The organism is Paenibacillus sp. SORGH_AS_0306, assembly GCF_030819345.1.
Classification (GTDB): domain Bacteria; phylum Bacillota; class Bacilli; order Paenibacillales; family Paenibacillaceae; genus Saccharibacillus; species Saccharibacillus kyungheensis.
In genome coordinates, this window is the sequence record NZ_JAUTBP010000001.1 from 106,482 (window position 1) to 131,708 (window position 25,227).

Consider the following 25,227-nt stretch of genomic DNA (forward strand, 5'->3'; position numbering starts at 1 on the left):
GAACGGCGGTTTTTTGTGGCGATTCTAAGTAAAATAGGGATAGCAGTGGACGTTCTCGCAGATGATCCGTCTATATTTGATACAAAGGAAGTGAACGTGGTCAATGATTCGCATTATCGGTGTTACTCAAGAACATGATATTGTACAGAATATACAGTTAGAAGAGATAGAGTCTGGCGATTACTTATGGTACTGGGTAGATTTTAATCAACCTACTGAAGAAGAGTCCAAGTTGTTAAGTACTTTTTTTCATTTTCATCCATTAGCTGTAGAAGATTGTCTGCATGTGCTTCAACGTCCGAAGATTGATTACTATGGAGATGTACAATTTCTTGTTCTTCATGCGATGCATCCTGAGACGTTACTGGTCGAAGAAGTCGATTTGTTTGTCAGTGATCGGTTTTTGGTATCATTTCATCATAGTGATCTACGGGAAATTGAATCCGCATGGCAACGGATTATTAGTTACAGTCAGCAAGGCAATCGTCCCAAATGGGCGAACGGCCCTATTGCTGCGGCTTATATCGTGACAGACAAAATTGTTGATGAATATTTCCCCTGTGTATATGAGATTGAAGATGAGTTGAATGAACTTGAAAATACAGGGCCAGATGAACCGGTCGATGATCTGTTAGCTCAAGTATTTGTATTACGTTCTCGTCTACTGAAGTTAAGACGTACTATTATTCCGATGCGTGATCTGATGTATCGGGTTATTAATTCACAACATATTCAGAAAGTTGATCAGCATCACTCATATTTTGGTGATATTTATGATCATTTGCTCAAGTTGTCTGATATGATTGAATCTAATCGTGAAATGACATCTGATCTACGGGATAGTTATATCTCACTCAACTCCAATCGGATGAATACGATTATGAAAACGTTAACGGTGATTACGACTATATTTATGCCACTGACGTTAATAGCCGGAATTTATGGTATGAATTTTGAAAATATGCCAGAGCTTAAATGGAAATATGGCTATTTCGGTGTATTGTTGCTGATGTTTGCTTTGGGAGCAGGTATGATGACTGCTTTTACAAAGCGTGGATGGTTTAAATAATTGTTTTTGCTCAGAGGACATTTCATTGTAAAACAGGCTTTAATGAAAGGTAATGCTTGCTAGACGCGTGAAGTAAGATATTTTGCTAAAGCAAAAATCTGGTATCCTGTAATGCTGTACATCGTTAATGCTTGAAAAAATAACCAGTAATCTATACAATGTAGGTACAGTAACCGTAGTAGGGGATGATCACATCGTGCAACTTAAAAAACTTGATGATAAAAGTGTTGATCAATTATTCGAAGCGATTTTGACACTAAAAAATTTAGAAGAATGCTATGTGTTTTTTGATGATTTGTGTACAGTTAACGAGATTCAGTCGCTGTCACAACGCCTTGAAGTCGCACGTATGCTAGGTAAAGGTTCAACTTATAATCAGATCGAAGCAGAAACGGGTGCAAGTACAGCAACCATTTCTCGTGTAAAACGTTGCCTGAATTATGGTAATGATGGATACAAAATGACATTGGAACGTCTAGGGAGGTAATCTCTATGAAGCCCGGTGTATTAATAATTAGTCATGGTTCGCCGGAAACGTCTTGGATGGAGCAGATTGATGAAGCGGTATCTCATATTCATCTGCCAAGCGATCTACCTGTAAATGCAGTCTTCCTGGACAATGTTCCGGGAAGATTTATTCAGGATGGAATCGATGAATTGGAAGCGCAAGGGGTAACCGATCTTTTGGTTGTTCCGCTATTTGTGTCCTCTGGTAGTACACATATGGATGAGATTGCGTATGCTTTGGGTGTCAAAGAAACTCCTGATCGCGAGACCGATCTGGAACCTTTTACGATTCAAGCGAATGTTCATTTCGGATATCCAGCCGATGATGATGAAGATATCGCTCGGATGGTCTGGGATCAAGTCAAAGATTTATCTTTTGCACCTGAAAATGAAGTGGTGTTAGTCGTCGGTCACGGCAGTATTCATGACGGATTCAGACAACGCTGGGAAAAAGGTATTTCTTCGTTAGCTCAGCGGGTAGGACAGGTTAGTGAAGTGGCTCATACTGACTATGCATTACTTAATCCAGATAGTCTGCGCGCCAAAACAGAAGAATGGACAGCACGCGGCTATAAAGTGCTGATTGCGCCACTTTTTCTAAGCAAAGGGATATTCCTGAATCAAGTGATTCCGGGGCGTGTGGAAGGGTTAAGCTATGAATATGCAGGTACAGCATTGTTGCCGCATCCACTGTTATCTCACTGGATGGAGCGTCAGATTCAGTCACTGTTGAACCAACTCATAACAACATAATTCATATTAGGTGGCATGATGGGATGAAAAGAGCGAGACTGATATATAATCCTTCTTCAGGTCGGGAGGAAATGAAGCGCCGTTTGCCGGATATTTTGGATCGGTTAGACAAAGGCGGTATCGAAGCCAGTTGTCATGCGACAACAGGTGAAGGTGATGCAACCATTTCAGCCGCCAAAGCGATCGAAGATGGATATGAATTGATTATTGCCGCTGGTGGCGATGGTACGATTTATGAAGTCATTAACGGCATGGCTGAATATGATAATCCACCGCCACTTGGCGTATTTCCACTAGGTACAACCAATGATTTATCACGTGCTTTAGGCGTACCGAGACATTGGGAAGATTATTGCGATCTGGTGATTCGTCAGAATGCGAGACCGATCGATGTGGGTCGCTTTAACGATCGCTATTTTATTAATATTGCTGGTGGAGGATCATTGACTGAGCTGACTTATGAAGTACCGAGTCGACTCAAAACGATGATCGGACAGATGGCATATTATATGAAAGGCATCGAGAAAGTCGTTAACTTAACACCAACCGAATTAAAAATTACAGCTGCCGGGCAAGAACCGCTACACGAAGAATTTATGATTTTTCTAGTTGCTAATACCAATTCAGTCGGTGGATTTGAAAAGTTAGCGCCGGGAGCACGAATAGATGATGGATTATTTGATTTTATCGGTGTTAAAAAGTGTAATATCGCCGAATTTATTCGCTTAATCTCTATCGCCGCTCGTGGAGAACATCTTAACGATCCGAAGATTATTTATTTCCAGACCAATCGCTTAGAGATTGAAGCGCCTAGTAATAATGTACAAATTAATCTAGACGGTGAACTCGGTGGATCATTACCGGGGATTTTTGAGATTTTGCCACAGAAATTACAAGTATTCTCGGATCTGAAATAAACGATCTCAACGTTGAAAAGCGCCTGTTTCCTTTGGGAAATAGGCGCTTTTTTGAATGCTGCATATTAGCTATAACGTTTATATTCATATAATAAGTGCTGGGCACAATAACAAAATCAGTACTAATTTTACTAGTATAATCAGATACCATTTCATTTTTACAGAGCAAATGGTCGTTTGTTCCGATTCTTTTAGAACGTCATACTAATTAGAAGATTGTTGATTTACTTTGTTCAAAAAATGTGTAACCCATTCATGATTATCTTCGGCTACATCAATAAACAAATTATGACCGCTATTTCCTAAGATAGTGGTGGTCGAGTAAGAATATTTCGTAAAGAAATCAATCTGATCTTGATAACCAACCACATTGTCCATTTTACCTAACAATACATGCAGAACAGTGTTATGATGCAAAGAAAGTTGCTCTTCTAATGCATAACGATAATATTGTTGACCTTCTCGTTGAATCCGATCCATAAAGTCATGATCTGCCCGGCGTACTCCCGGAACAATCAATTGTTGATACAGCTCCCATGTTTTAGCGTTAATCCGAATATTCATACTCAAGTAATTCTGATATTCACTGGTGCTTGTATCTGTATGAACCTCTTCTTCTATGATAGGAACTTGCTGCTCGACTCGTCGTTGGCTAAATTGTCCGATCACCACAGGGCAAGTAAGATAGGCTCCTTTGACCCGATCTTGCAGTTTATTCATAATCCCAAGACTGAGATATCCCCCGTAGGAATGTCCAAATAATAGAATATCCTCATGACCAATAACCTGCTGGATAAAGGCTAGAAGGACGTCTAACATATCATCAGTGCTGTTGATCGACAGACTACTGTGAGAGTCGCCCATCCCTGGTAAGTCTACATAGATACGTCGGTATCCAGAGATCGTTTGAAAAATAGGTTCATACGAATGCTTCATGCTTATTTTATCCAAAGCATTGCCATGTAAAAATAAAATCGGTGTACCTTCGCCAAACATTTCATAATCGATTTCAATATCTTTAATCGTAGCTTTCATCATGTACTCCTTTTGCCGAAGCTATTGTTATATGTATAGCAAGTACTCTTCGCACAAACAGATATAATTTCATCTGCTTATACTATATCTGTTCGCCAATACGGTTAAAACTTGTGTATGTATAACCGGTAGATACTATATAAATTTTAACAGAGATCACTTTTACATGACAAGATCAAAGGGGCATATACATTCTAATCGTTATTTTAAAATGAACCTAACATCTCCTGTAGAAGTACTATTGCGTTATAATAGAATTGGTGTGTGCACATGAACTATTTTCAATTGGAGCTTGTTGAGATAGAAACGTTAAATATTCTATGAAAAAACATGGATAGTTATTGTAAGTATAGGTAATTTTCTATACAATCTTTAGAGGAATTGTTCTTCGGAATGTCCATTCGTAGTGGACAATGTATTTGTGAAGTGAAATATTGGATAGACTTGAGCAATTAATGAAATGCAGTCATGTGTATAAAGAAATGGAGCTAAATGAGATGAGTAAAGACCGCAGAGGCGGCAGAAAATATAGCAACAATCGGCAACAACCGAGTCAAGCGACAGCTCTTGCGCTGGCGAACTTACCTGTTGCCAAAAATGACGAGTTGGAATTAGAGATTATCGGTATGAATCATGATGGAGAAGGCGTAGGTCGAGCAGAAGGATATACACTGTTTGTTCAAGGCGCTCTACCGGGTGAGAAGATTAAAGCCAAAGTACTAAAAACAAAAAAACAATACGGTTATGCCAAAATGACCGCCATCCTAGAAGCCAGTCCAGATCGCGTCGAAGCCCCTTGCCCGATCTACAATCAATGTGGTGGTTGTCAGGTACAACATATGAGTTATGATGCTCAATTGGAATGGAAACGTCAGCATGTGATAGATAATTTGCAACGAATCGGTAAGCTGAATGTAACGGTAGACGAAAAGGTTCAGCTTCATCTAGATCACAATACAGATACACAGAAGAAGTCCGAAAATAAAGGCATCAAAGTACTGCCAACACTGGGGATGGCTGAACCGTGGCGTTATCGGAACAAAGCACAGGTGCCAATCAGTGAAATCAACGGTCAATTGGTTGCTGGTTTCTACGCGCGTGGCAGTCATCGTATTATCGATATGGATACCTGTCTCATTCAAGATACCCGTAACGATGAACTGATCGCTAAAGTCAAACAGATCGGCAAAGAGTTAGGCGTATCTGCATATAATGAAGAGTCAGGCACAGGTCTATTGCGCCATGTGGTCGTCAAAGTCGGCTTCCGTACCGGCGAGATGATGGTGGTCCTCGTTACTAACGGAGAACGTCTACCACGCCCAAGCGAATGGATCGACCGTATCCGTCTCGAAATGCCACAAGTGGTCAGTATTTGCCAGAATGTGAATACAAAGACAACGAACGTCATTTTCGGCGATACCACTAAAGTATTATGGGGACGCGAAGTGATCCACGATTATATCGGTGATGTGAAGTTTGCGATATCGGCACGTTCTTTTTATCAAGTGAATCCGGTGCAGACGGATGTGTTATATAGTAAGACCGTTGAATATGCTGGACTGACAGGCAAAGAAACGGTTATTGATGCGTACTGCGGAATAGGCACGATTTCACTCTTTTTGGCGCAACATGCGAAGCAAGTATATGGCGTGGAGATTGTGAAAGAAGCGATCGAAGATGCTCGTTCTAATGCAGTATTGAATGGGATGACGAATGTCGAATTTGAAGTGGGCGCATCGGAGGATGTGATTCCGCGTTGGAAAGAGAACGGAATTACACCAGATGTGATTGTTGTCGATCCACCGAGAAAAGGATGCGATCCGAGGTTGTTGGAGACGATTCTAGCAATGCAACCGGAGCGTGTGGTGTATGTGTCGTGTAATCCAGCGACACTGGCGAGAGACTTGCGTGTGCTGGAAGATGGTGGATATGTGACGGTAGAAGTTCAACCAGTGGACATGTTCCCGCATACGGTGCATGTAGAGTGTTGTTCACTTCTTGTGAGGGGAAGTTAATACAAGATACACATCGGTGTTAATCCACTTCAGTTAGGGGGGGGCCATTTACTTTGATATGTAGACCTTGACGCGCATTGATTATAGCTAGAAATATCATTGTCTCTCTACAAATTATGATGAGCGAGGAAATGTGGTTCGACCGACCGCCGTTATGCAGCAATGCACTGCGTACTGTAGTGAGTAAACCAGCCACAAGCAGTGGCGTAATTATTTAGATTGCTTTTAGGGTAAAGCTCATAATAAAGACAAAGAGGAATCAGTGACTGGTGGAGTTCACAGTTCTACAAGCCACCGAATAGTTTTAACGTTCAGCTGAGTGAATTCTCAGATTGCACTTGTTTAATTAAGCCTTATCGTTCTTTCTGAAGTCATTCTCTGAAGAATCCACTTTTTCTTGATCGGGTGGACTGAGTTTTTGATGGGTTTCACGGAATTGATGGTACGCTACATATAATTTGTAGTATCTTATCAACTCGTCTATTGTACTATCATGAACTTGCTGAAGTGTATTTAGGTTATTTATGAACCAATGGATGATATCAAGAAGTATATTCATTTGGGTATTCCTCCTTTCCTAGTGAGATTTGAGTCTTCATATAACCTTCACTATTCATATTGAACCTTCTGAAAATGAATGGTGGGGGGCTCCCTCACTATCCACAGGACAGAAGATATCGTTTTGAGTACCGGAACTAGCGAAGATTTTTCAGGCCTTCTCTTAGTTGAGCGAACAGCTTCGTTTTCCTTTTATTAATCGCTTTCTGTGACAATCCAATATCGGCGGCGATATCCCGCTCGGATTTGCCGATACTGAAGAGTTCCATAATCCTGCGGTTTTCTGGGTCCAACTTCTCCAGGGCCGCGAACAATTCTTCGAGAAGCAGCTTGTCCGTTACGAGTTCACTCAAATCGACTGTGTCGGATACTTGGAAACCATCCTCGGTGAACTTATCCAATGAAAGGGTACCGCTTGTCCGTTCTATTGGCGGAAGTCCATTTTTCGCACGCTCTAAATCGCATTCACGACAACTTTTGGTACAACGATTACCTTTTTCATCTAAACAGCGTATTTCTCGCTCTTTGCGCTTACGCTCTACCCAAGCTGGACGTTTATAGGCTCTATAGACTTCTTCGGAGGCAGGTATTTGCTGGCCGTCAATAATTACGTGCCACGTACCATCGTGAAAATTACTGTTCTTTGGTTGACTCTGATTTTCTTTGCTTGACATGTAAAAAGCCCTCCTTCGGTTTGAGCCGAAATGGAGAGCTTTTTTGATATTACAAACCAGACCACGGATGGTTGGTGGCAATTCAATAGGATTTCTCCATTTCGAATTGCAACCTCAATTCCGGTGGTCGATTGCAAATATTTAGTTGTAGTTCACACAACACCGGAATGCCCTGCAGGTGGCTGTTGTGCGAAGGTTTCAATCTATGTATTAATAGTAATTCAGTCATAATCGTCCTAACAGGAAGTCAGACTTCATGATATTGGACAAAAAATGAGCCCTTACAAATAAACAAAATACTGTTTATTTGCAAGGGCTCTCTGATAATCCTCGAAAAGAAACACGAAGTCGGACTTCATGTTTTCGCGAAATTTATTTGGTTGTGCCTATGAAGCAATAGAAATCAGAAAATATATTATCTATTTTTTGGTATTAACATACCAAAATTAAATATTAATTGACGCGAATTATGTATGATGCTATGTTTTATGTATGAAAATAACAGTGAGTTGTTTTGCAAGGGAGGGATAAAGATGCGCAATGACAAGCAGGTGAACTATATTTGGAATCGTTATAATACGTTGAGGGGATATACTGCTCAGTCAGAGTTACAAGTTGCATTGTTCCTTTTAAAAAAGACAAAAGATGAATTTTTATCAAGTTTAAGAAAGCCTACTGAGCAGAAAGCTTATGAGCTAATGCTTTCATTATCAAATAGTTACGGAATGAAAAATCCATACCCGGATTCTAAAACGTTTTTTGGTGCTTTTATGGCTATGGATGATGAAGATATTGATTGGGAAATGGTAATGGCATCTGCAGATCCTAAAGGGATGTTTTACATACCAAAAGTTCTGATTACAGAATTTGAAAAACATTTTAATCCAAACACTAAGATGGTGTTGATACCTGAAGCTGAAAAATTTGTACCTTACCTTACTGAATTAGTAACTCGACATTCTGATTGTGAATTCTTCATAACTACCATGAATAGCGTGAGTAAAGTTCTTCTCGATGAAATGTTTAAGGAGTATGTCAATGTAATTGTCGAGCAGACAAGTATTTATGAGTACGAGTTTTCAGCAAGGAAGTTTGATTTAATTCTGGCTGTACCTATATTTGGAGCAAGAGAACGACGAGAAGATAACGGAGATTTCATTTGTAGGGAATATGAAATGATAGCTGTAGAGAATTTACTCTTACACTTGAATAGCTCGGGGGTATTGGTAATTGTACTTCCAGCCCGGATAACTTTTGCTGCGGGATCGATTAAAGATTTAAGAGAGTTTATACAAGGCATGTATAAATTGGAGGAAATAGCTGAGCTACCAACTGGGGTATTTTCATCTACTGCTATTAAGACGTATATGTTTACGATCACAACTGGCCGAACAGAAGATGTAATGATTAAGAGGTACGATGCTGCTTCAAGCAACATTAAAAAAAATGGAATCAATGAACTGGTCCTTATAGATGATACATTTGTTATGTTGGAAGAGTTATTGGAAATGGGTTACTGGAATGTTGATCATATCTTTGCGATGGTCGATGAAGATTGGCAGCATTATCAGAACTCAAGTATTAAAAAAGAAGAATTAGGTAATGTTGCTGAAGTTTTTCGCGGAAAGACGATCAACAAAAAAGATGACAACGGTAGTTTTGGTGTTGTAAATATATCGAATCTTAATGATTATGACATTGATTATGCGGGTCTTGATTACATCGAAGAGGAAGAGCGTAAAGTTGCAAATTACTTACTTAGAGATGGAGATTTATTACTACCAGCACGTGGAACAGCGATCAGAATAGCAATTTATCAAGAACAGAAGTATCCTTGTATCGCCTCATCAAACATTATTGTAATAAGACCCAATGAAAAACTGCTTTTAGGGACATATCTAAAAATTTTCTTGGATAGTCCATTGGGGAACAAAGTTTTAGCAGGAAAACAGCAAGGAACGGTCGTTAATAATATTAGCTATAAAGACTTGAAAAACGTTAGAAATTCCGTTGCCCAGGGTCGATGAACAAAAGGTGATCGCAGAAGAATATGAGATGGAACGTTCCAGATATGTAGAAAGCATTCGACTTGCTGAGGGTAGATGGACTGAAGTTATGGAGCGTCTTCAAAAAACTATTATGAATGTGAAATAATAAAATGTTGATATAAATAACTTTGTTGTAACGGGGATTTATTTAAAAAATTTGTATGTACGCTGAGGCTTCACTAAGAGTATTTGCCCGGCACCAGGGAGGGAATTTCATGATTGGGGCTATTATTGGCGATATTGTCGGTTCCAGATTTGAATGGGATAATCATCGCTCGAAAGATTTTGAATTTTTAACATATAAGTGTTTTTTCACTGATGACTCGATAGTGTCATTAGCGATATGTGAAGCACTTATGATCTGTAAACGTGACTTTAGTTACTTGAGTGATCAAGTTGTTAAATCCATGCAAGTTATTGGAAGAGCCTATCCAAGCAAAGGGTATGGAGGAATGTTCCGAAAATGGATGTATAGTGATTCTCCTGAACCATACAACAGTTTTGGTAACGGTGCAGCAATGAGAGTTAGCGCCTGTGGCTATGTAGCTACTTCCATTAAAGAAGCTAAATTGCTATCGCACAAGGTGACAACTGTAACACATAATCATCCTGAGGGGATAAAAGGTGCGGAGGCTATTGCTGTTGCAGTCTTTCTGGCTCGTAGCGGAAAGAACATCTTGGAGATTCGCGATTACATTGATAAGCACTACTACCCCATAAATTTTACGCTTGATGGAATTCGGGAAACATACCAATTTAATGAGACATGCCAAGAAACAGTGCCGCAAGCACTTGTTGCATTCTTTGAGTCATTCAATTTTGAAGACGCAATCCGGAATGCTGTCTCTATTGGTGGCGATAGTGATACGTTGGCGGCAATCACGGGAAGTGTGGCAGAAGCCTACTACGGGGTGCCGACACATATCAGAAAGCACGCACTGACATTTCTTGATGAGCGGCTCCTGAAGATACTGCTTGAGTTCGAAAACTTATATCCCGCAAAGCTGGAAAAGGTACAGTCTTTAGGGAGCGTCAGCATTAAAGAGGAGTCTGCAGGAGCCAAAATAAAAACGGGAGGTAGAGAAGAAATGATCCAATCAGCAATGGATGCTGCTGATGAAGCACTGAAAAACAGTACTTCGGAGCCAGAAGAAACAACAAGTCAAAAGCTATTTTCTCACCTTTTTGAAGCCTGCAATATTTTGCGTGGCCCAATTAATCAGGATGAGTATAAAAGCTATGTAACACCAATTTTATTTTTCAAACGACTGTCTGATGTTTATGACGAGGAAACTCAAGTCGCGCTAGAGGAATCTGGTGGTGATGAAGAATTTGCTAGTTTTCCAGAAAATCATCGATTCATCATTCCCGATGGATGTCATTGGCAGGATGTTCGTGAAGTAAGCGAAAATGTTGGTGTTGCAATAGTCAATGCTATGAACGGCATTGAACGTGCAAATCCTGATACACTTTATGGCGTTTTTTCTAGTTTCGATGATGCAAACTGGACTGATAAAAATAAACTGTCAGATGAACGCTTAAAGGATCTTATTGAACACATGTCAGAAATTAAAGTAGGCAATGAAAACTACTCATCTGATGTGATGGGAGATAGTTATGAATATTTAATCAAAAAATTTGCTGATCTTTCAAAGAAGAATGCAGGTGAATTCTATACGCCTCGATCGGTTGTAAAATTAATGGTCAAAATTCTAGATCCTAAGCCAGGCGAGACGGTTTATGATCCAGCTTGTGGTACTGGTGGTATGTTGATCGAAGCAATTCGAAATGTACATGATGATAAAAGCACGTATGGCAGGATCTATGGTCAAGAAAAGAACTTGGCAACTTCAGCAATAGCAAGAATGAATCTATTTTTACATGGAGCAAGAGATTTTAAGGTTAAACAAGGTGATACTTTGAAATCGCCACTCTTCGTACATCGTGGAGAATTACAAACATTTGATTGTGTGATCGCAAATCCGCCTTTTTCGTTAAAAGCTTGGGGTGCAGATCAATTTGCCTCAGATATATACGGACGAAATTTATGGGGGAGTCCTTCGGATTCCAGTGCTGATTTTGCTTGGCTCCAGCACATGGTGAAATCTATGGATAAAAAGAATGGACGATGTGCGGTCGTTCTTCCCCAGGGAGTTCTTTTCCAGGGAGGGAAAGAGGGAGAAATCCGTAAGCAATTAATAGAATCTGACAAGTTAGAATGTGTTATTACATTAGTCAGCAGAATATTTTACAGTACAAGCGTATCAGCATGTATTCTTATTTTAAACAACAATAAAGTGCAAGAACATAAAGGGAAAGTCTGCCTGATAGATGCATCAAAGATTTATACTGCACAAAGAGCTCAAAATATAATGACTGAGAAAGATGTTGAAGAAATTTACAATCTTTTCAGAAACTACGAGTCAGTTATCGAAAAATCTAAAGTAACAACCATTGAAGATATAAAGTTAAAAAAATACACACTCTCTGTGAACAGCTATATTGAGAAAGCACCAATAGAAACTATTCGTCCCCTGGTGGTTAAGAAGGCATTTTTGGCAGCATTAGTTGAAGTTGTTGAAGCAGAAAAAAAATTAAAATACTTGTTAGTAGAAGGGGGATACATTAGTGAGTAATAGAATTACATTAGATGAGCTAAAATCATATTTATGGAATTCAGCGGTGTTTTTACGAACTCATATTGATGCAGGCTCCTATAAGCAATACATCTTCCCACTCCTGTTTTTCAAAAGAATTTGTGATGTTTATGATGAAGAATGTGCAGAAATCCTCGAGAAGTATGATGGGGATGAGGATGCACTCGAGTGGGAAGAAAATCATAGATTCATTGTTCCAAAAGGTTTTCACTGGAACGATGTCAGATCAGTATCAGAAAATGTGGGCGTTGCAATTGTAAATGCTTTTCGAGCTATTGAGAAAGCAAATCCCGAAAAATTACAAGGTGTATTTGGGGAGGGTGCTTGGACCAATAAAAACAGATTACCCGATAAATTACTTAAAGACCTTATTGAGCATTTCTCTTCAAAAACGCTCAGTATGAAAAATTGTCCTGAGGACGAACTCGGACAAGGTTATGAATATTTGATTAAGAAATTTGCTGATGATAGTGGGCACACTGCACAGGAGTTTTATACAAATCGTACCGTAGTTCATCTTATGACAGAGATGCTAAAACCGCAGTCTGGTGAAAGTATTTATGATCCTACATGTGGTAGCGCAGGCATGCTTATTTCAGCCATCGCTTATTTGAAGCAACAAGGACTTGAATGGAGAAATGTAAAAGCATACGGGCAAGAGATCAATTCTCTTACATCTGCAATTGGAAGAATGAATTTATTTTTACACGGTGTAAAGGACTTTCATATAGTCAATGACGATATTTTAAAGAAACCTGCTTTTGTGGAGCATGGCGAGTTAATGCAGTTTGATTTAGTACTTGCAAATCCACCTTATTCAATTAAACAATGGGATCGAGAAGCATTTTTAGCTGATAAATATGGCCGGAATTTTCTCGGTATACCACCTCAAGGAAGAGCAGATTACGCATTTTTTCAGCATATATTAAAGAGTCTAAATCCAAAAACAGGTAGATGTGCAATTCTATTCCCACATGGTGTTTTGTTTAGAGATGAAGAAAGAGAGATGCGTGAAAAGCTTGTAAGAAGTGATTTGATAGAATGTGTAATTGGGATCGGAAAAAATCTATTCTTCAATTCACCGATGGAGGCATGTATTATTATATGCCGAACGAGAAAAGCACATTTTCGTAAAGGGCAGGTATTATTCATAAATGCGAAAAATGAAGTGACTAGAAAAAATGCAGAGAGTTATTTAGAAGAGGATCATATACAGAAGATAGCACAAATTTACACCGAATTTACTGTTCAAGATGGTTTTTCAGCAATTGCTACAGTAGAGCAGATTATCGGATATGACAGTAAACTAAGCATTCCACTTTATGTAAGTGGGTCTAACAGCATCGAAGATGAGGAGACTTTATATTCAGTGGAAGAGGCACTGGATGGATGGCTTGCTAGCAGTGATACTTTTAGAACATCTTTTGAGACGTTGAAATACATGCTTTTTGAGAATGGTGGAGACGAGTATTGATAAAATATAAACTTGGTGATGTAGTAAAGGTAATATCTGAACGTGTAGATGATCCAGCGAATTGCGAATATGATAAATTTGTTGGTCTTGAACATTATGTATCAGGTGAGATTGAGATCAAGAAATATGGTAATACAAGTCTATTAAAATCTGCTATGAAAGTCTTCAAGTCAGGTGATATTTTAATTGCCCGACGTAATGTCTATTTGAAAAGGGCATCTATTGTAAAGTTTAATGGGATTACATCTGGTGACACTATAGTATTACGTGTTGAGGACAAACTGTTGAGGCGCATTATTCCGTTCGTTTTAAATACAGATGGGTTCTGGGGATATGCTGAAAAATTTTCTGACGGAACAATGTCTAAGAGGTTGTCTCCTAAAGTTTTATTGGAATACGAGTTTATGTTGCCACAAATTGATAAGCAAGAGAAACTTTCAGAACTTTTATGGGCTGCCAATGATACAAGAGATGCTTACAAGAAATTGCTTTATCATACTGATGAGCTTATAAAATCACAATTTGTCGAGATGTTCGGACTTCCAAATGATAATGTGAAGAGTTTTAAAAAGGGAACTATTCGAGATATCGTATCAGAAGTAAAATACGGTACAAGCAAGCCGGCTACTGAAAGTGGCAGATATCCCTATCTAAGGATGAATAATATTACTTATGATGGACAGCTAGATTTAAGTGATTTGAAGTATATTGATATGTCGGATAATGAGATTGAAAAGTGTGTTGTGAAAAAGGGTGATGTGCTATTTAATCGAACTAATAGTAAAGAATTAGTAGGCAAAACGTGCATGTTTAATTTGGATAAGCCCATGGTGATTGCAGGATATATAATACGTGTACGAGTTAATGAGGATATATTACCGGAGTATTTATCTACTTTTCTTAATTTAAAATACAGCAAAAATATCCTTTTTGACATGTGTAAAGCAGCCATTGGTCAAGCAAACATAAACGCGCAGGAGTTGCAAAATATAGAGATAATTATACCGCCAATAAACCTGCAACATAAGTTCTTGGAGTTACTACAACAGACCAATAAATCAAAAATTGAATTGAAACAAAATATTGATAACCTTGAAACCACTATTAAAGCCTTAATGTTAAAGAACTTTGGTTAATTAAATATATTTTTTGATAAGGATTGGAGGGTCATATAATGTTTAATGAAGACAATACGATTGAGCAAATGGTTCTTACATCGATCAAAGACAATGGTTGGAATTTTATCGCCGCTGAAGATCTGCAACGTGAATATTCTGACGTAATGGTTGAATCTATGGTTAAAGAGGCGCTCATCCGCCTTAATCCTGAAATTGCTGAAGAACCATCTCGCGCAGATGAAGTTATCTATAAGCTGCGTACGCTCATATTGACGGTTCAACCACATAACCTGGTTACGCAGAATGAAATGTTTAAGAAGATGATTTTTGAAGAGAATTCATACCCATTCGGTAAAGATGGACGCATGATTCCTATTCGATTCTTTGGGACGATGACCAAAGCTGACTTAGGGCTGAACGAATATGTTGTTACAAACCAATGGGTTTATCCACAAAAAGAGAACGGTAAGAGACTAGATATTGTTCTATTGATAAATGGATTCCCTGTGGTGGTTGGTGAGTTGAAAACGCCTGTTCGTAATTCTATTACATGGTTGGATGCTGCGAGAGATATAGCTTCCTATGAAAAAAGCATACCAGGCATGTTTGTAACTAATATATTCAATTTCGCTACAGAAGGCAAATGTTACAGATATGGTTCAGTTTGCATGCCCGTTGGTATGTGGGGGCCATGGCATACTCCGGATCATAAAAGTGAAGGCAGTCTCGCTGATGTGAAAATCAGTGTTGAAGATATGATTACGCCTGATAAGGTCATGTACATTTTTCAGTTTTTCACTTTATTTGCAACAGATAAAAAGTATCGCAAATATAAGGTCATATGTCGTTATCAACAATATGAAGGCGCGAATCTTATTGTAGAGCGTGTAAAGGCTGGATTCCCAAAACAAGGACTAATATGGCATTTTCAAGGTTCTGGGAAATCCTTACTGATGGTTTTTGCAGCACAGAAACTTAGAATGATACCTGAATTAAACAATCCAACAGTAGTTATAGTTGATGACCGAATTGATCTAGAGACGCAGATAACTGCAACATTTAATGCATCAGATATTCCTAATCTTGTAAGTCTAGGCTCAAAAGATGACTTAGAATCCTTCTTCTTAGGAGACCAGAGAAAGATTGCTATAACAACAATCTTTAGATTTGGTGATGTTAAAAAGGAACTTAACCCTAGAGACAATATCATACTTATGGTGGATGAAGCTCATAGAACTCAGGAAGGCGATCTAGGTAGTAAAATGCGTCTTGCTCTTCCAAATGCATTTTTCTTTGGCCTTACAGGTACACCAATTAACCGTATTGATAAAAACACTTTCAATACATTTGGTGCAGTCGAGGACAAAAGTGGATATATGAGCAAGTATTCCTTCTCAGATTCAATTCGTGACAATGCGACCCTACCATTGAACTTCGAACCAGTACCAGTTGACCTACATGTGGATAGAGAAAAGCTCGATGCTGAATTCGAAGCACTAACAGAGAACTTATCTAAAGAAGATAAAGCAGAGCTGTCTCGAAGGGTCAATATGAAAGCTATTATGTATGACCGGAAACGTATCAGAAAGATATGTGAGCATATAGCGAAGCATTACCAGGCGAAAATTGAACCGAATGGTTACAAGGGTCAGGTTGTTTGTTATGACAGAGCATGCTGTCTTATGTATAAAGAAGAACTTGATAAATTGCTAGGTCCGGAAGCAACTACTATTGTAATGGACACTAATAATGATAAAGATGATAAGTATAAAGCGTATAAACGTGATAGGGATGCAGAAGGTAAGGTTTTAGACAGGTTTAGAGAACCTAACGATCCTTTGAAGCTTGTTATTGTAACGTCAAAGCTTCTTACTGGTTTTGATGCACCTATATTGCAGGCTATGTACCTGGATAAGCCAATGAAAGATCATAATTTGCTGCAGGCCATCTGTCGTACTAACAGAACCTATGATGAAGGTAAGACTCATGGTTTGATTGTTGACTACATAGGTATCTTTGATAATGTCGCAACTGCTTTAGATTTTGACGAATCAAGCATGAAAAAGGTCATCTCGAATATTGAAGAAGTCAAAAAACAAATTCCTGCATTAATGCGCAAGTGTTTGAGTTATTTCATGGGAGTAGACCGTACAATAGATGGTTGGGAAGGTTTAATTGCTGCACAAGAATGTTTGCCAAACAATAAAATTAAGGACGAATTTGGAGCGGATTATAAAGTACTTAATCGAGCGTGGGATGCTCTATCACCAGATCCGTTTTTGAATTCGATGAAATTTGATTATCAATGGCTGTCAAGAGTATTCGAATCCGTGAAACCTACTGATGGAAGAGGCGGGTTGATTTGGGCGTCTCTTGGGGCGAAAACATTGGAACTAGTTCACGAGAATCTGCAAGTCGGAGAAGTACATGATGATATGGAAATTCTTACGATGGATGCAGATTTAATTGATGAATTTATTGAAAAACAAAAGAATTTGAGAAAGACAACGATCAAAGTTGAAATTGACTTGGTCGCTAGAATTCGAAAACACAGTAATGAAATCAAGTTCGTTAAGTTAGGAGAAAAACTTGAAAATCTCCGTGAAAAGCACGAACAAGGGCTAATAACCAGTATTGAGTTTCTTAAACTGCTATTAGAACTTGCGCGGGAAGCTGCAGAAGCTGAACAAGAAGTAGTTCCCGAGGAAGAAGTGGATAAGGGCAAGGCGGCATTAACAGAGCTTTTTGATGGGTTGAGGAATTCAAAGACACCAATTATCGTTGAACGAATTGTTGGCGATATAGATGATATCGTTAAGATTGTACGATTCGATGGTTGGCAGGGTACAACTGCAGGAAAACAGGAAGTGAAGAAAGCTCTTCGGAGTGTTGTCTGGGTTAAATACAAAATTAAAGACAAAGAAGTCTTTGATAAAGCTTATGAGTATATTGAGCAGTATTATTAATTCGAAGATTAGATGTGATGAGAATCAGGTAGGAAGGTGATAAGGTGCATAAGAACTATAGATCATTCGAAGCTTATCTCGAAGATATTTACTATGATGAAATGCATCAATCCATAAAAAACTCCATCCTTCAAAAAGGAAGAAGGTCGCTTGATTCTTATCGTTTATTAGATCCCTCATACATTGAGGTAGAGAATATCCGTGTAAGAAGCATTACATTCTATGGTATCGAACACCGTCAAATTTTTTTCAATACTACTATTCAGGCTGAAATTGTTTTAAAAGGGATCGGTAAACGTGACTATGAAGCTGATAGGCAGTCTAAATGGTTTATTTTATCCTTCTATGGACATCTAATATCAGGCCTTCGAAAAGTCATGGTAATTGATGTTAGGGACTACAGTAAAGAGAGATTTGGTAAAGAAAACGCACTATCAAAGTACCTTGTCCCTTATTTATATTCGGAAGATCTGGATAATGAAGCTGAAAAATTCTTGCAAAAGTATTATCCAGAAGCACTGGAGAATCCAATGCCATTAGACATGGCCGAACTGCTGGACAATATGTGTTTAACTATGCATTATGCACCTTTGCCAGATAACATCTTTGGTCAGTCGTACTTTGGTGAGGCTCAGGTGGAAGTATTCGAGAAAGACATGAAATACACGCGAACAGAAAAAGTTGATCTGGGAACCATATTGGTAAATCCTAATGTATCTTTTATGAGAAATATTGGTTCTCATAATAATACAATTGTTCATGAATGTGTTCATCACGATCTCCATGCAAATTTTTTTGAATTACAGAAGCTGCTGAATAATGACGTAGTTTCAATAAGTTGTGAAGTAGTTGAGGAATACGGAAGAGATACGATAGGGATTGATAAAGCTTTACACTGGATGGAATGGCAAGCAAACGTTCTAACACCAAGAATCTTAATGCCTCTAAAAACTACAAAACAGAAACTGAATGAAATATTGGTACGGTTACATGATGAAAAGCAAGATCTGCGCAATGCTGAGATTTTGCAACTTGCAATTGAGGAACTTGCTAGTTTTTTTGGCGTATCCAAATTAGCAGCAAAATTACGAGCAATTGACGTTGGGTTTGAACAAGCAGCAGGGACTTTTGTATATGTCGATGGCAGATACTATTTGCCATATTCCTTCCAAAGTGGCACATTAGGAAGGAATCAAACGTTTGCCATTGATGAAATAAATGCTTTTAATGTAATAAAAATGTCGAAAGTTCTTTCTGATATGGTGTTCTCAGGTAAAGTTGTTTATGTAAATTCCATGTTTTGTATTAACGATCCTCAATATGTACTACGTCGCGAAGATGGTTCAATAGAGTTGACTGAGTATGCAATAGAGCATGTTGATGAGTGCTGTTTGATCTTTAATAGAACAAATCGCATCAGCAAATTATATGATGATTCCTTTTATAGAAGGTGTTTTCTTTGTAGGGATGTTAGTGCTGTCAATTTTGTTGAGGCAACGTACAATCCTGACTATATAGATAATCAAAATGCACAAGAGCGTGCAGAGGAGACCGCAAAAATAAGTGTTTTCTCCAAAAAAATTTCGGATGAACTATTGAATCTGCCAGGAAGTTTTTCAAGAACATTGGAATGTCACATAAAAAGAAGAGGCATAACCAATGAGATTCTAGCTGAACGGTCTGGATTAAGTTCTAGGATAATAAGCGATTACAGGAATAAGGAAGCGTTAACAAAGGAGTTACCAGCGGTTCTGGCATTATGTATTGGATTAAATCTACATCAGTTTTATGCTGAGGATTTCATTTCGAAGGCTGGACATCAATGGAAAATGACGCATGAACACATGGTATATAGATGGTTAATAGCATCTCATTCAGATGAAACCTTATATCAATGGAACAAGAGGCTGGAAGATGCAGGTATATCTCAACGTCTTCCGAGTAATAGACATTAACTTTCTTTGACGATAACCAATTCAAAGGATATTCTGCTAAAATCAGCTACTATTAGGAGGGAGAAGAGTGTTTGAACATCCAGAAATTGTACCAGTTGATAAGGTTCTTCAGCTAAAAAATCTTCATTTGCCTAACTATCAGCGTCCATATAAGTGGAGTATTAAAAATGTATCTGCTCTTATGGAAGACCTTGAATTTGCCATAGATCAGATTAAGAAATATCCCGATTTCAAATATCGCGTTGGAACGATTATTTTCCACAACGACGAAACCAACGGAACGTTAAATATCTTTGATGGGCAACAGAGAATTATTACGCTAGCCCTTATTTGCAAAGCTCTGGAGGCATCATATAATGTGCCAATGTTAGAGACTAAACTCTCTTCCAAAATATCGGAAGAAAATATAAGACGAAATTACTTGGCAATTAGGACATATTTCGCAGAGCAAAGCTTAATTGAAAAAAAGCGCTTTATTGAAGCGATATCGAGTGTTTTAGAGTTTGTAGTTGTGGCCACGAAAAATCTCCCAGAAGCATTTCAGTTATTTGACTCACAAAACACGCGTGGTAGGGCTTTGGATCCCCATGATCTATTGAAAGCGTTCCATTTGCGAGAAATGCGCGACCATCCACATGAAATGAAACACACGGTAGACAAATGGGAGGGAACAGATCCAAAGGAAATTCATATTCTCTTTCAAGATTACCTGTTTCCTATAAAACATTGGATTGAAAAAAATAAAGGCCATAGGTTCACATCTGCAGACATTGACGAATTCAAAGGAGTCAGCTTTGATCTACAATACTACTATGCTATGCGAACGGTTAAGGGGATGCCTATATTTCAAATTGACCAGACCTTTGTATCAGGCAAGAACTTTTTTGAATATGTAGATCATTACCTTAATCTGCTTTCGGATGTGAAGGGGGCAGTTTCAAAGGCCGAACTTGAACTATTCCTGAGCGGGACAGGTGTTGGATTCTCTTATGCCAAACAATTGTTTTATTGTGTGGTGTTGTACTACTGTGACAGATTCAGAAATTTTGACGACCGAGTTATCAAACGGCTGTACGCTTGGGCTTTTATGGTTCGCTTGCAAATGCAAAAATTAGGCTTTGATACAGTGCGAAATTACGCCATCGGGGAAAAAGTGGGTGACAAAGAAACTATACCACTATTTTATTTGTTGCAAAAGTGTATGAAGAAGTCGGATGTATTAAGAATAATGATTCCTGTGTTGTCTTCGGAAGAGATAAGTTATTCTCCCAGGAACGATGATAAAAATTTACTTTTAAACGTAGTGCAGAAAATAATGGGATTGTCGGGTGGTGCTGAATAATGACAAACAACGTCCATAACATTAAAACTGTTTTTGTAGGAGGGAATATTTTCAGTGAGAACAAGTACATCATACCGCTTTATCAAAGGGCATTCGCATGGGAAGATAAAGAAATTGAGCAGCTGATTGATGACATACTAAACTTTGAGACGGATAATTATTATCTTGGTAGCCTCATTGTGTTTGAGCGCAAAGATGGAAAGTTTGAGGTGATTGATGGTCAGCAACGATTGACGGCTCTCTACCTATTGCTTACTGCACTAAGTTTTCCGTTTGAGAGAAACGCTGTCTCTTTTGAATACCGACCGAAGTCCGATAATACACTGGTAAGGTTGACAAGCATTGATGAGGTTGGCTGGCGGAAAAATGTAGATGGCGGTATACTTTCAGGTTTTAATGTTATATGTAAGAAAATTCTTGGTAAAGTTGAGGATTCATCAGGAACTCTGAAAACTGAAGAATTAAAGAGAAAACTGGAAAAGGTCAATCTTCTGAGAGTAATTGTCCCCCAAAACACCGACCTGAACAAATATTTTGAAATTATGAACAATCGTGGTGAGCAACTGGAGCAGCAGGATATCGTAAAGTCCAGATTAATAGAGATGATAACCGATGGAAAGAAAAGGGATGCTTTTGCTCGCATATGGGATGCTTGCAGCGATATGGCGGGCTATGTGCAAATGCACTTTGACGTAGCTGAGAGAAAGCACTACTTTGGAGATGACTGGGATTGTTACCCTGATGATTCTGACGGGTATTATTTAGAAAGTTGCAAAACAGACAGCACGGCAATGCGTTCAATAAGTGAGATTGCTGAGAGCGCAGACGTTACATCAATAAATACATCTCGCCTCGATCATTCAGATGAGGACAATATACGTTTTGAAAGTTTTTTAACATTTCGACATTTTCTCTTGCACGTATTAAAGATTTTTGAAGTAGAGGAAAATGAGGCTGAAGTGGACACTAAAAAAACGTGGAGTGGAGAACTGATTGATGACAAAAAACTCATTCAACGTTTCGAAACAGTATTTCCTCGTAAACAGCATGTTGGTGAAACTATAGAGCGTTTCGGGCTATGCTTGTTAAGATGTAGATTTTTATTCGATAATTTTATGCTCAAAAGAGAGTTCAGCAGCGACGATACGGAAGGAAGATGGAGTCTTAAATCACTCAAGGTTTCATGGAGCAATAGCAGAAAATATGCTAAAAGGCAGCCAAAAGCGTACTATGTGGATGTTACTGACTCAATCGCAAGTCGAATGTTGCAATCCATGTTAAGGGTAACGTATACATCCCCGCTGGTCATGCATTGGGCTACAGAGTTCCTTGCGTGGCTCTATTTTGATATGGATGGCTATGACTCAAATGAACATTCAGACAAGCTGGAAAACATCGCAAAAGCGGCAGTGGGGGAATATATGAACGATGGCGAGTTTTCTATAGGACTAATCACTCCGCACATAGTGTTCAATTACTTGGATTACTTGTTGTGGCAAAAAACGAAGCAGGATTTCCAATTCGAATTCCGTAAATCGGTGGAACATTGGTATCCGCAGCATCCCATCGACAGCAATGTCAAATGGGACGAGCAAGACCTGAATCATTTCGGTAACCTATGCCTTATTTCAAGTGGGTTAAACTCTAAGTTTTCGAATAATTTGCCACTTGCTAAAAAGGCGAATTTTAGCAACGGGATTGTTGGGCAAAGCATGAAACTAAGAAGAATGGCTGACTTAACTACCGATGCCAACGCATGGACGGAAGAAGTGGCAAGCGCTCATGGAGAAGAAATGTTTAACTTAATAAGGTCAGCACTTGAGTTGGATTGAATGTCGTTTCTCAAGCAACCCTATACCAAGTTTGGAGTTTTAGCTTTAAGTTATAATAAAGCTTTACGAGCCATTTCAACAATGAAAAAGGATTAACTGAGTTAGTACATATATTGAATAAGAGTGGTTTTATAAAAGGTTTAGAGTAAGACACCATCCGCGGCTATAACTCAATGCTTACCAGACAACAGGCTGTCTAAGGCGTGCTACCGTGTTATTTTACAACAACTATGAGCTGCTGCATGATCGCATTGACATTAAAGCGGACAGTTCGATTACCGAGGAGTAAGATTATGACAAACAGGATTCAGTATATCGTACTGCAAAATATTCAAATGATGGAGAGATCAGAGAAGAGATTGCTTCCGCTGCAGTTTGCTATTCTGGAAAAGGTCAGACATAACGGTTTTGCTTTTGTCTTTGATGAGGTTGGTTGCGGGAAGACAATTGAGTCGGGCATTGTAATTTGGAATAGTTTAATGAACGGCGGGAATAAAATCCTGGTCGTTTGCCCATCAAATCTGGTATTTAATTGGTATAACGAATTACTGGTTAAGTTCGGGTTGGATTTTAAAATTATTAATGGCAATAAAGAAGCGATTGACGTTTACGGGCCGGATTCGAAGCAATTGAACGAGCTCTCCAATCTATGTATTGTTACCTATGACAGTCGTGATCAGATAAACTCAAATGCGGCTATTGATCGGATAAAGACCCATAACATCGATTGGGATCTAATCGTTCTGGATGAGGGGCATGGAAGTAAGAACGAGGCCTCCGAACGATACCGTGCTCTTGAGCAATTTCGCGCTAAGAGTGTGTTGTTTCTGAGTGCTACGCCCATCAAAACCTCAGGAGATAATTTCAACCAGGAATGCAATTTAGTGAGCAAGTTATTGAACCAATCTATTGATCTAAACGATAAGACCGTTGATCCGCTTCGTTCCGTGTCATTCAGCACAGACTATCCGATTTCCCGTAACTTTAAAGAAATGATGCTGAATAAGCAGGATTTTCGGAATAGAAAGGTTATACCGATTGCGTATACTGTCGATGAAGTAACAGCACAGCGTATAGAATCAACCTATTTTAGTATAGATCTGGAGCGAAAGCTGGGATGTATCTTTAATTATAGCCGTGCATTTGCTTCCGACGAGGTGTACAAAAGGTTCATTAAGCATTCCTATCTGGAAAGCGATCTAGAGGTCATAACGCAGTTTGATGATAAATTGGCGAAGCTTATCACTGTAACGGATCGAATCCTCCAGGAAGGCGTGGATAATAAAATTGTTATTTTTGCCAAACATCGGTTAGTAATCGATTATCTGAGAAAAGCGCTCATATGTCGGTTTGGCGAGGATCAAATCGAAGCTATGCATGGGAAAACGTATTTGCCCGAAGAACGGCGAAACAAAATAGCGATGTTGGACAATAAGAACAGCGAGCTTAGTACAAAGCGAATCCTTGTTATTTCGCATGAGATAGGTGTTGTGGGCATTAATCTGTCCAGATTCAATCATCTCATTAATTACGAGTTACCGGATACGCCGGCTGATCTGGAGCAGCGCTTTGGTAGAATCGACAGGGTAACTAACATGGAACAATTTAATGAACTGAGCCTGTATTACTTTGAAGATACGAACAAACTATTCGATACGGTATATCTATACAGACTATTTCACCGATTCCAGAATGATGTGATTCCGTTGTTGCCGAGCAAAAATCTGTTGTATAGCTCCACCAGATATATCCAATGGCTTACTGAATTAATTCAGATCTACGTCAGGATTACATCCGTAAAACAAATAATGCAGGAAGATCGGGAGCGACTAATGAAACTGATCAGGACGAAGGAAGACATTGATGCTCTTACTATAGAGGCGGCGGAGGAGGTTTTGAGGAATTTGTTTACTCGGATGGGCTACGGTAGCGGCGATAATCTGTCCAACAAGATCCGTCAGTTTGCGGAAGAGGAAAACCGTGCAGTGGTATACGGCAAAAATGGAACCCGATTAACCTATGCTGTATTGAAGGAACAGATTTATACGCCTGCGTATGCATCGTTCGCAGCCGACATCAAGCGGTACGATGAGGGAATTTCAATTTTGCAGCAAGAAATCAGCACACTTAAATCGTTGGATGCTGTTGCAGCTTTTCTTCATAGAAGAATCCAACGAGACAAGGTAAGTGAGGATCTTGTCTTTGGAGTGGTCTACAATGTGTGGAAAGTATGGAGAACTGCCGAGGATAACAGGGAGAATTGTAGTTTAAGAGAATTGATTGAACAATTCAATAGAGGAGCATAAG

General features: G+C 38.9%; 16 protein-coding genes. 14 read left to right on the forward strand and 2 right to left on the reverse strand.

Annotated features, from left to right (window positions below):
- Positions 1-103 precede the first annotated feature (103 nt).
- The 4 genes from corA (at position 104) to QE450_RS00495 (ending at position 3,246) form a co-directional block, all read left to right on the forward strand.
- Complete coding sequence (gene corA, locus QE450_RS00480; protein WP_273614917.1) at positions 104-1,069, forward strand: magnesium/cobalt transporter CorA; 966 nt, start codon at positions 104-106, stop codon at positions 1,067-1,069.
- Positions 1,070-1,265: 196 nt separating this feature from the next.
- Positions 1,266-1,556, forward strand: a complete 291-nt coding sequence (locus tag QE450_RS00485; protein WP_069327488.1) for a YerC/YecD family TrpR-related protein — start codon at positions 1,266-1,268, stop codon at positions 1,554-1,556.
- Positions 1,557-1,561: 5 nt separating this feature from the next.
- Positions 1,562-2,329, forward strand: coding sequence for a sirohydrochlorin chelatase (locus tag QE450_RS00490; protein ID WP_307295789.1), 768 nt, complete (start codon positions 1,562-1,564; stop codon positions 2,327-2,329).
- Positions 2,330-2,352: 23 nt separating this feature from the next.
- On the forward strand, positions 2,353-3,246 hold the full coding sequence (locus tag QE450_RS00495) for a diacylglycerol kinase (protein WP_273614919.1): 894 nt from the start codon (positions 2,353-2,355) through the stop codon (positions 3,244-3,246).
- 204 nt (positions 3,247-3,450) lie between these two features.
- On the opposite strand, the gene QE450_RS00500 is transcribed toward QE450_RS00495, so the two are convergent.
- Complete coding sequence (locus tag QE450_RS00500; protein WP_307295792.1) at positions 3,451-4,281, reverse strand: alpha/beta hydrolase; 831 nt, start codon at positions 4,279-4,281, stop codon at positions 3,451-3,453.
- A 497-nt stretch (positions 4,282-4,778) separates the two neighbouring features.
- Here QE450_RS00500 and rlmD point away from each other — a divergent pair, with 497 nt between their 5' ends.
- A complete protein-coding gene (gene rlmD / locus QE450_RS00505) occupies positions 4,779-6,296 on the forward strand; it encodes a 23S rRNA (uracil(1939)-C(5))-methyltransferase RlmD (RefSeq protein WP_307295795.1) in 1,518 nt (505 codons plus the stop codon).
- Between the two features lie 695 nt (positions 6,297-6,991).
- On the opposite strand, the gene QE450_RS00510 is transcribed toward rlmD, so the two are convergent.
- A complete protein-coding gene (locus tag QE450_RS00510) occupies positions 6,992-7,528 on the reverse strand; it encodes a hypothetical protein (protein WP_307295798.1) in 537 nt (178 codons plus the stop codon).
- A 533-nt stretch (positions 7,529-8,061) separates the two neighbouring features.
- On the opposite strand from QE450_RS00510, the gene QE450_RS00515 reads away from it, so the two are divergent.
- From QE450_RS00515 to QE450_RS00555, 9 genes are all read left to right on the forward strand, one after another.
- A complete protein-coding gene (locus QE450_RS00515; RefSeq protein WP_307295800.1) occupies positions 8,062-9,555 on the forward strand; it encodes a restriction endonuclease subunit S in 1,494 nt (497 codons plus the stop codon).
- 236 nt (positions 9,556-9,791) lie between these two features.
- The gene (locus tag QE450_RS00520) at positions 9,792-12,212 is read left to right on the forward strand and encodes an N-6 DNA methylase (protein ID WP_307295803.1); all 2,421 of its coding nucleotides are present in this window, start codon (positions 9,792-9,794) and stop codon (positions 12,210-12,212) included.
- Positions 12,205-13,707, forward strand: a complete 1,503-nt coding sequence (locus QE450_RS00525; RefSeq protein WP_307295805.1) for a type I restriction-modification system subunit M — start codon at positions 12,205-12,207, stop codon at positions 13,705-13,707. The genes QE450_RS00520 and QE450_RS00525 overlap by 8 nt, the downstream gene beginning before the upstream one ends.
- On the forward strand, positions 13,704-14,843 hold the full coding sequence (locus QE450_RS00530; protein ID WP_307295808.1) for a restriction endonuclease subunit S: 1,140 nt from the start codon (positions 13,704-13,706) through the stop codon (positions 14,841-14,843). Before QE450_RS00525 ends, QE450_RS00530 begins: the two co-directional genes overlap by 4 nt.
- A 38-nt stretch (positions 14,844-14,881) precedes the next feature.
- The gene (locus tag QE450_RS00535) at positions 14,882-17,791 is read left to right on the forward strand and encodes a type I restriction endonuclease subunit R (RefSeq protein WP_307295810.1); all 2,910 of its coding nucleotides are present in this window, start codon (positions 14,882-14,884) and stop codon (positions 17,789-17,791) included.
- A gap of 44 nt (positions 17,792-17,835) precedes the next feature.
- Entirely contained in the window at positions 17,836-19,746 is a 1,911-nt protein-coding gene (locus QE450_RS00540) for a hypothetical protein (protein ID WP_307295813.1), read from the forward strand.
- Between the two features lie 67 nt (positions 19,747-19,813).
- The gene (locus QE450_RS00545; protein WP_307295816.1) at positions 19,814-21,088 is read left to right on the forward strand and encodes a DUF262 domain-containing protein; all 1,275 of its coding nucleotides are present in this window, start codon (positions 19,814-19,816) and stop codon (positions 21,086-21,088) included.
- Entirely contained in the window at positions 21,088-22,920 is a 1,833-nt protein-coding gene (locus QE450_RS00550; protein WP_307295819.1) for a DUF262 domain-containing protein, read from the forward strand. The genes QE450_RS00545 and QE450_RS00550 overlap by 1 nt, the downstream gene beginning before the upstream one ends.
- Positions 22,921-23,213: 293 nt before the next feature.
- Positions 23,214-25,226, forward strand: a complete 2,013-nt coding sequence (locus QE450_RS00555; RefSeq protein WP_307295822.1) for an SNF2-related protein — start codon at positions 23,214-23,216, stop codon at positions 25,224-25,226.
- Position 25,227: the final 1 nt, after the last annotated feature.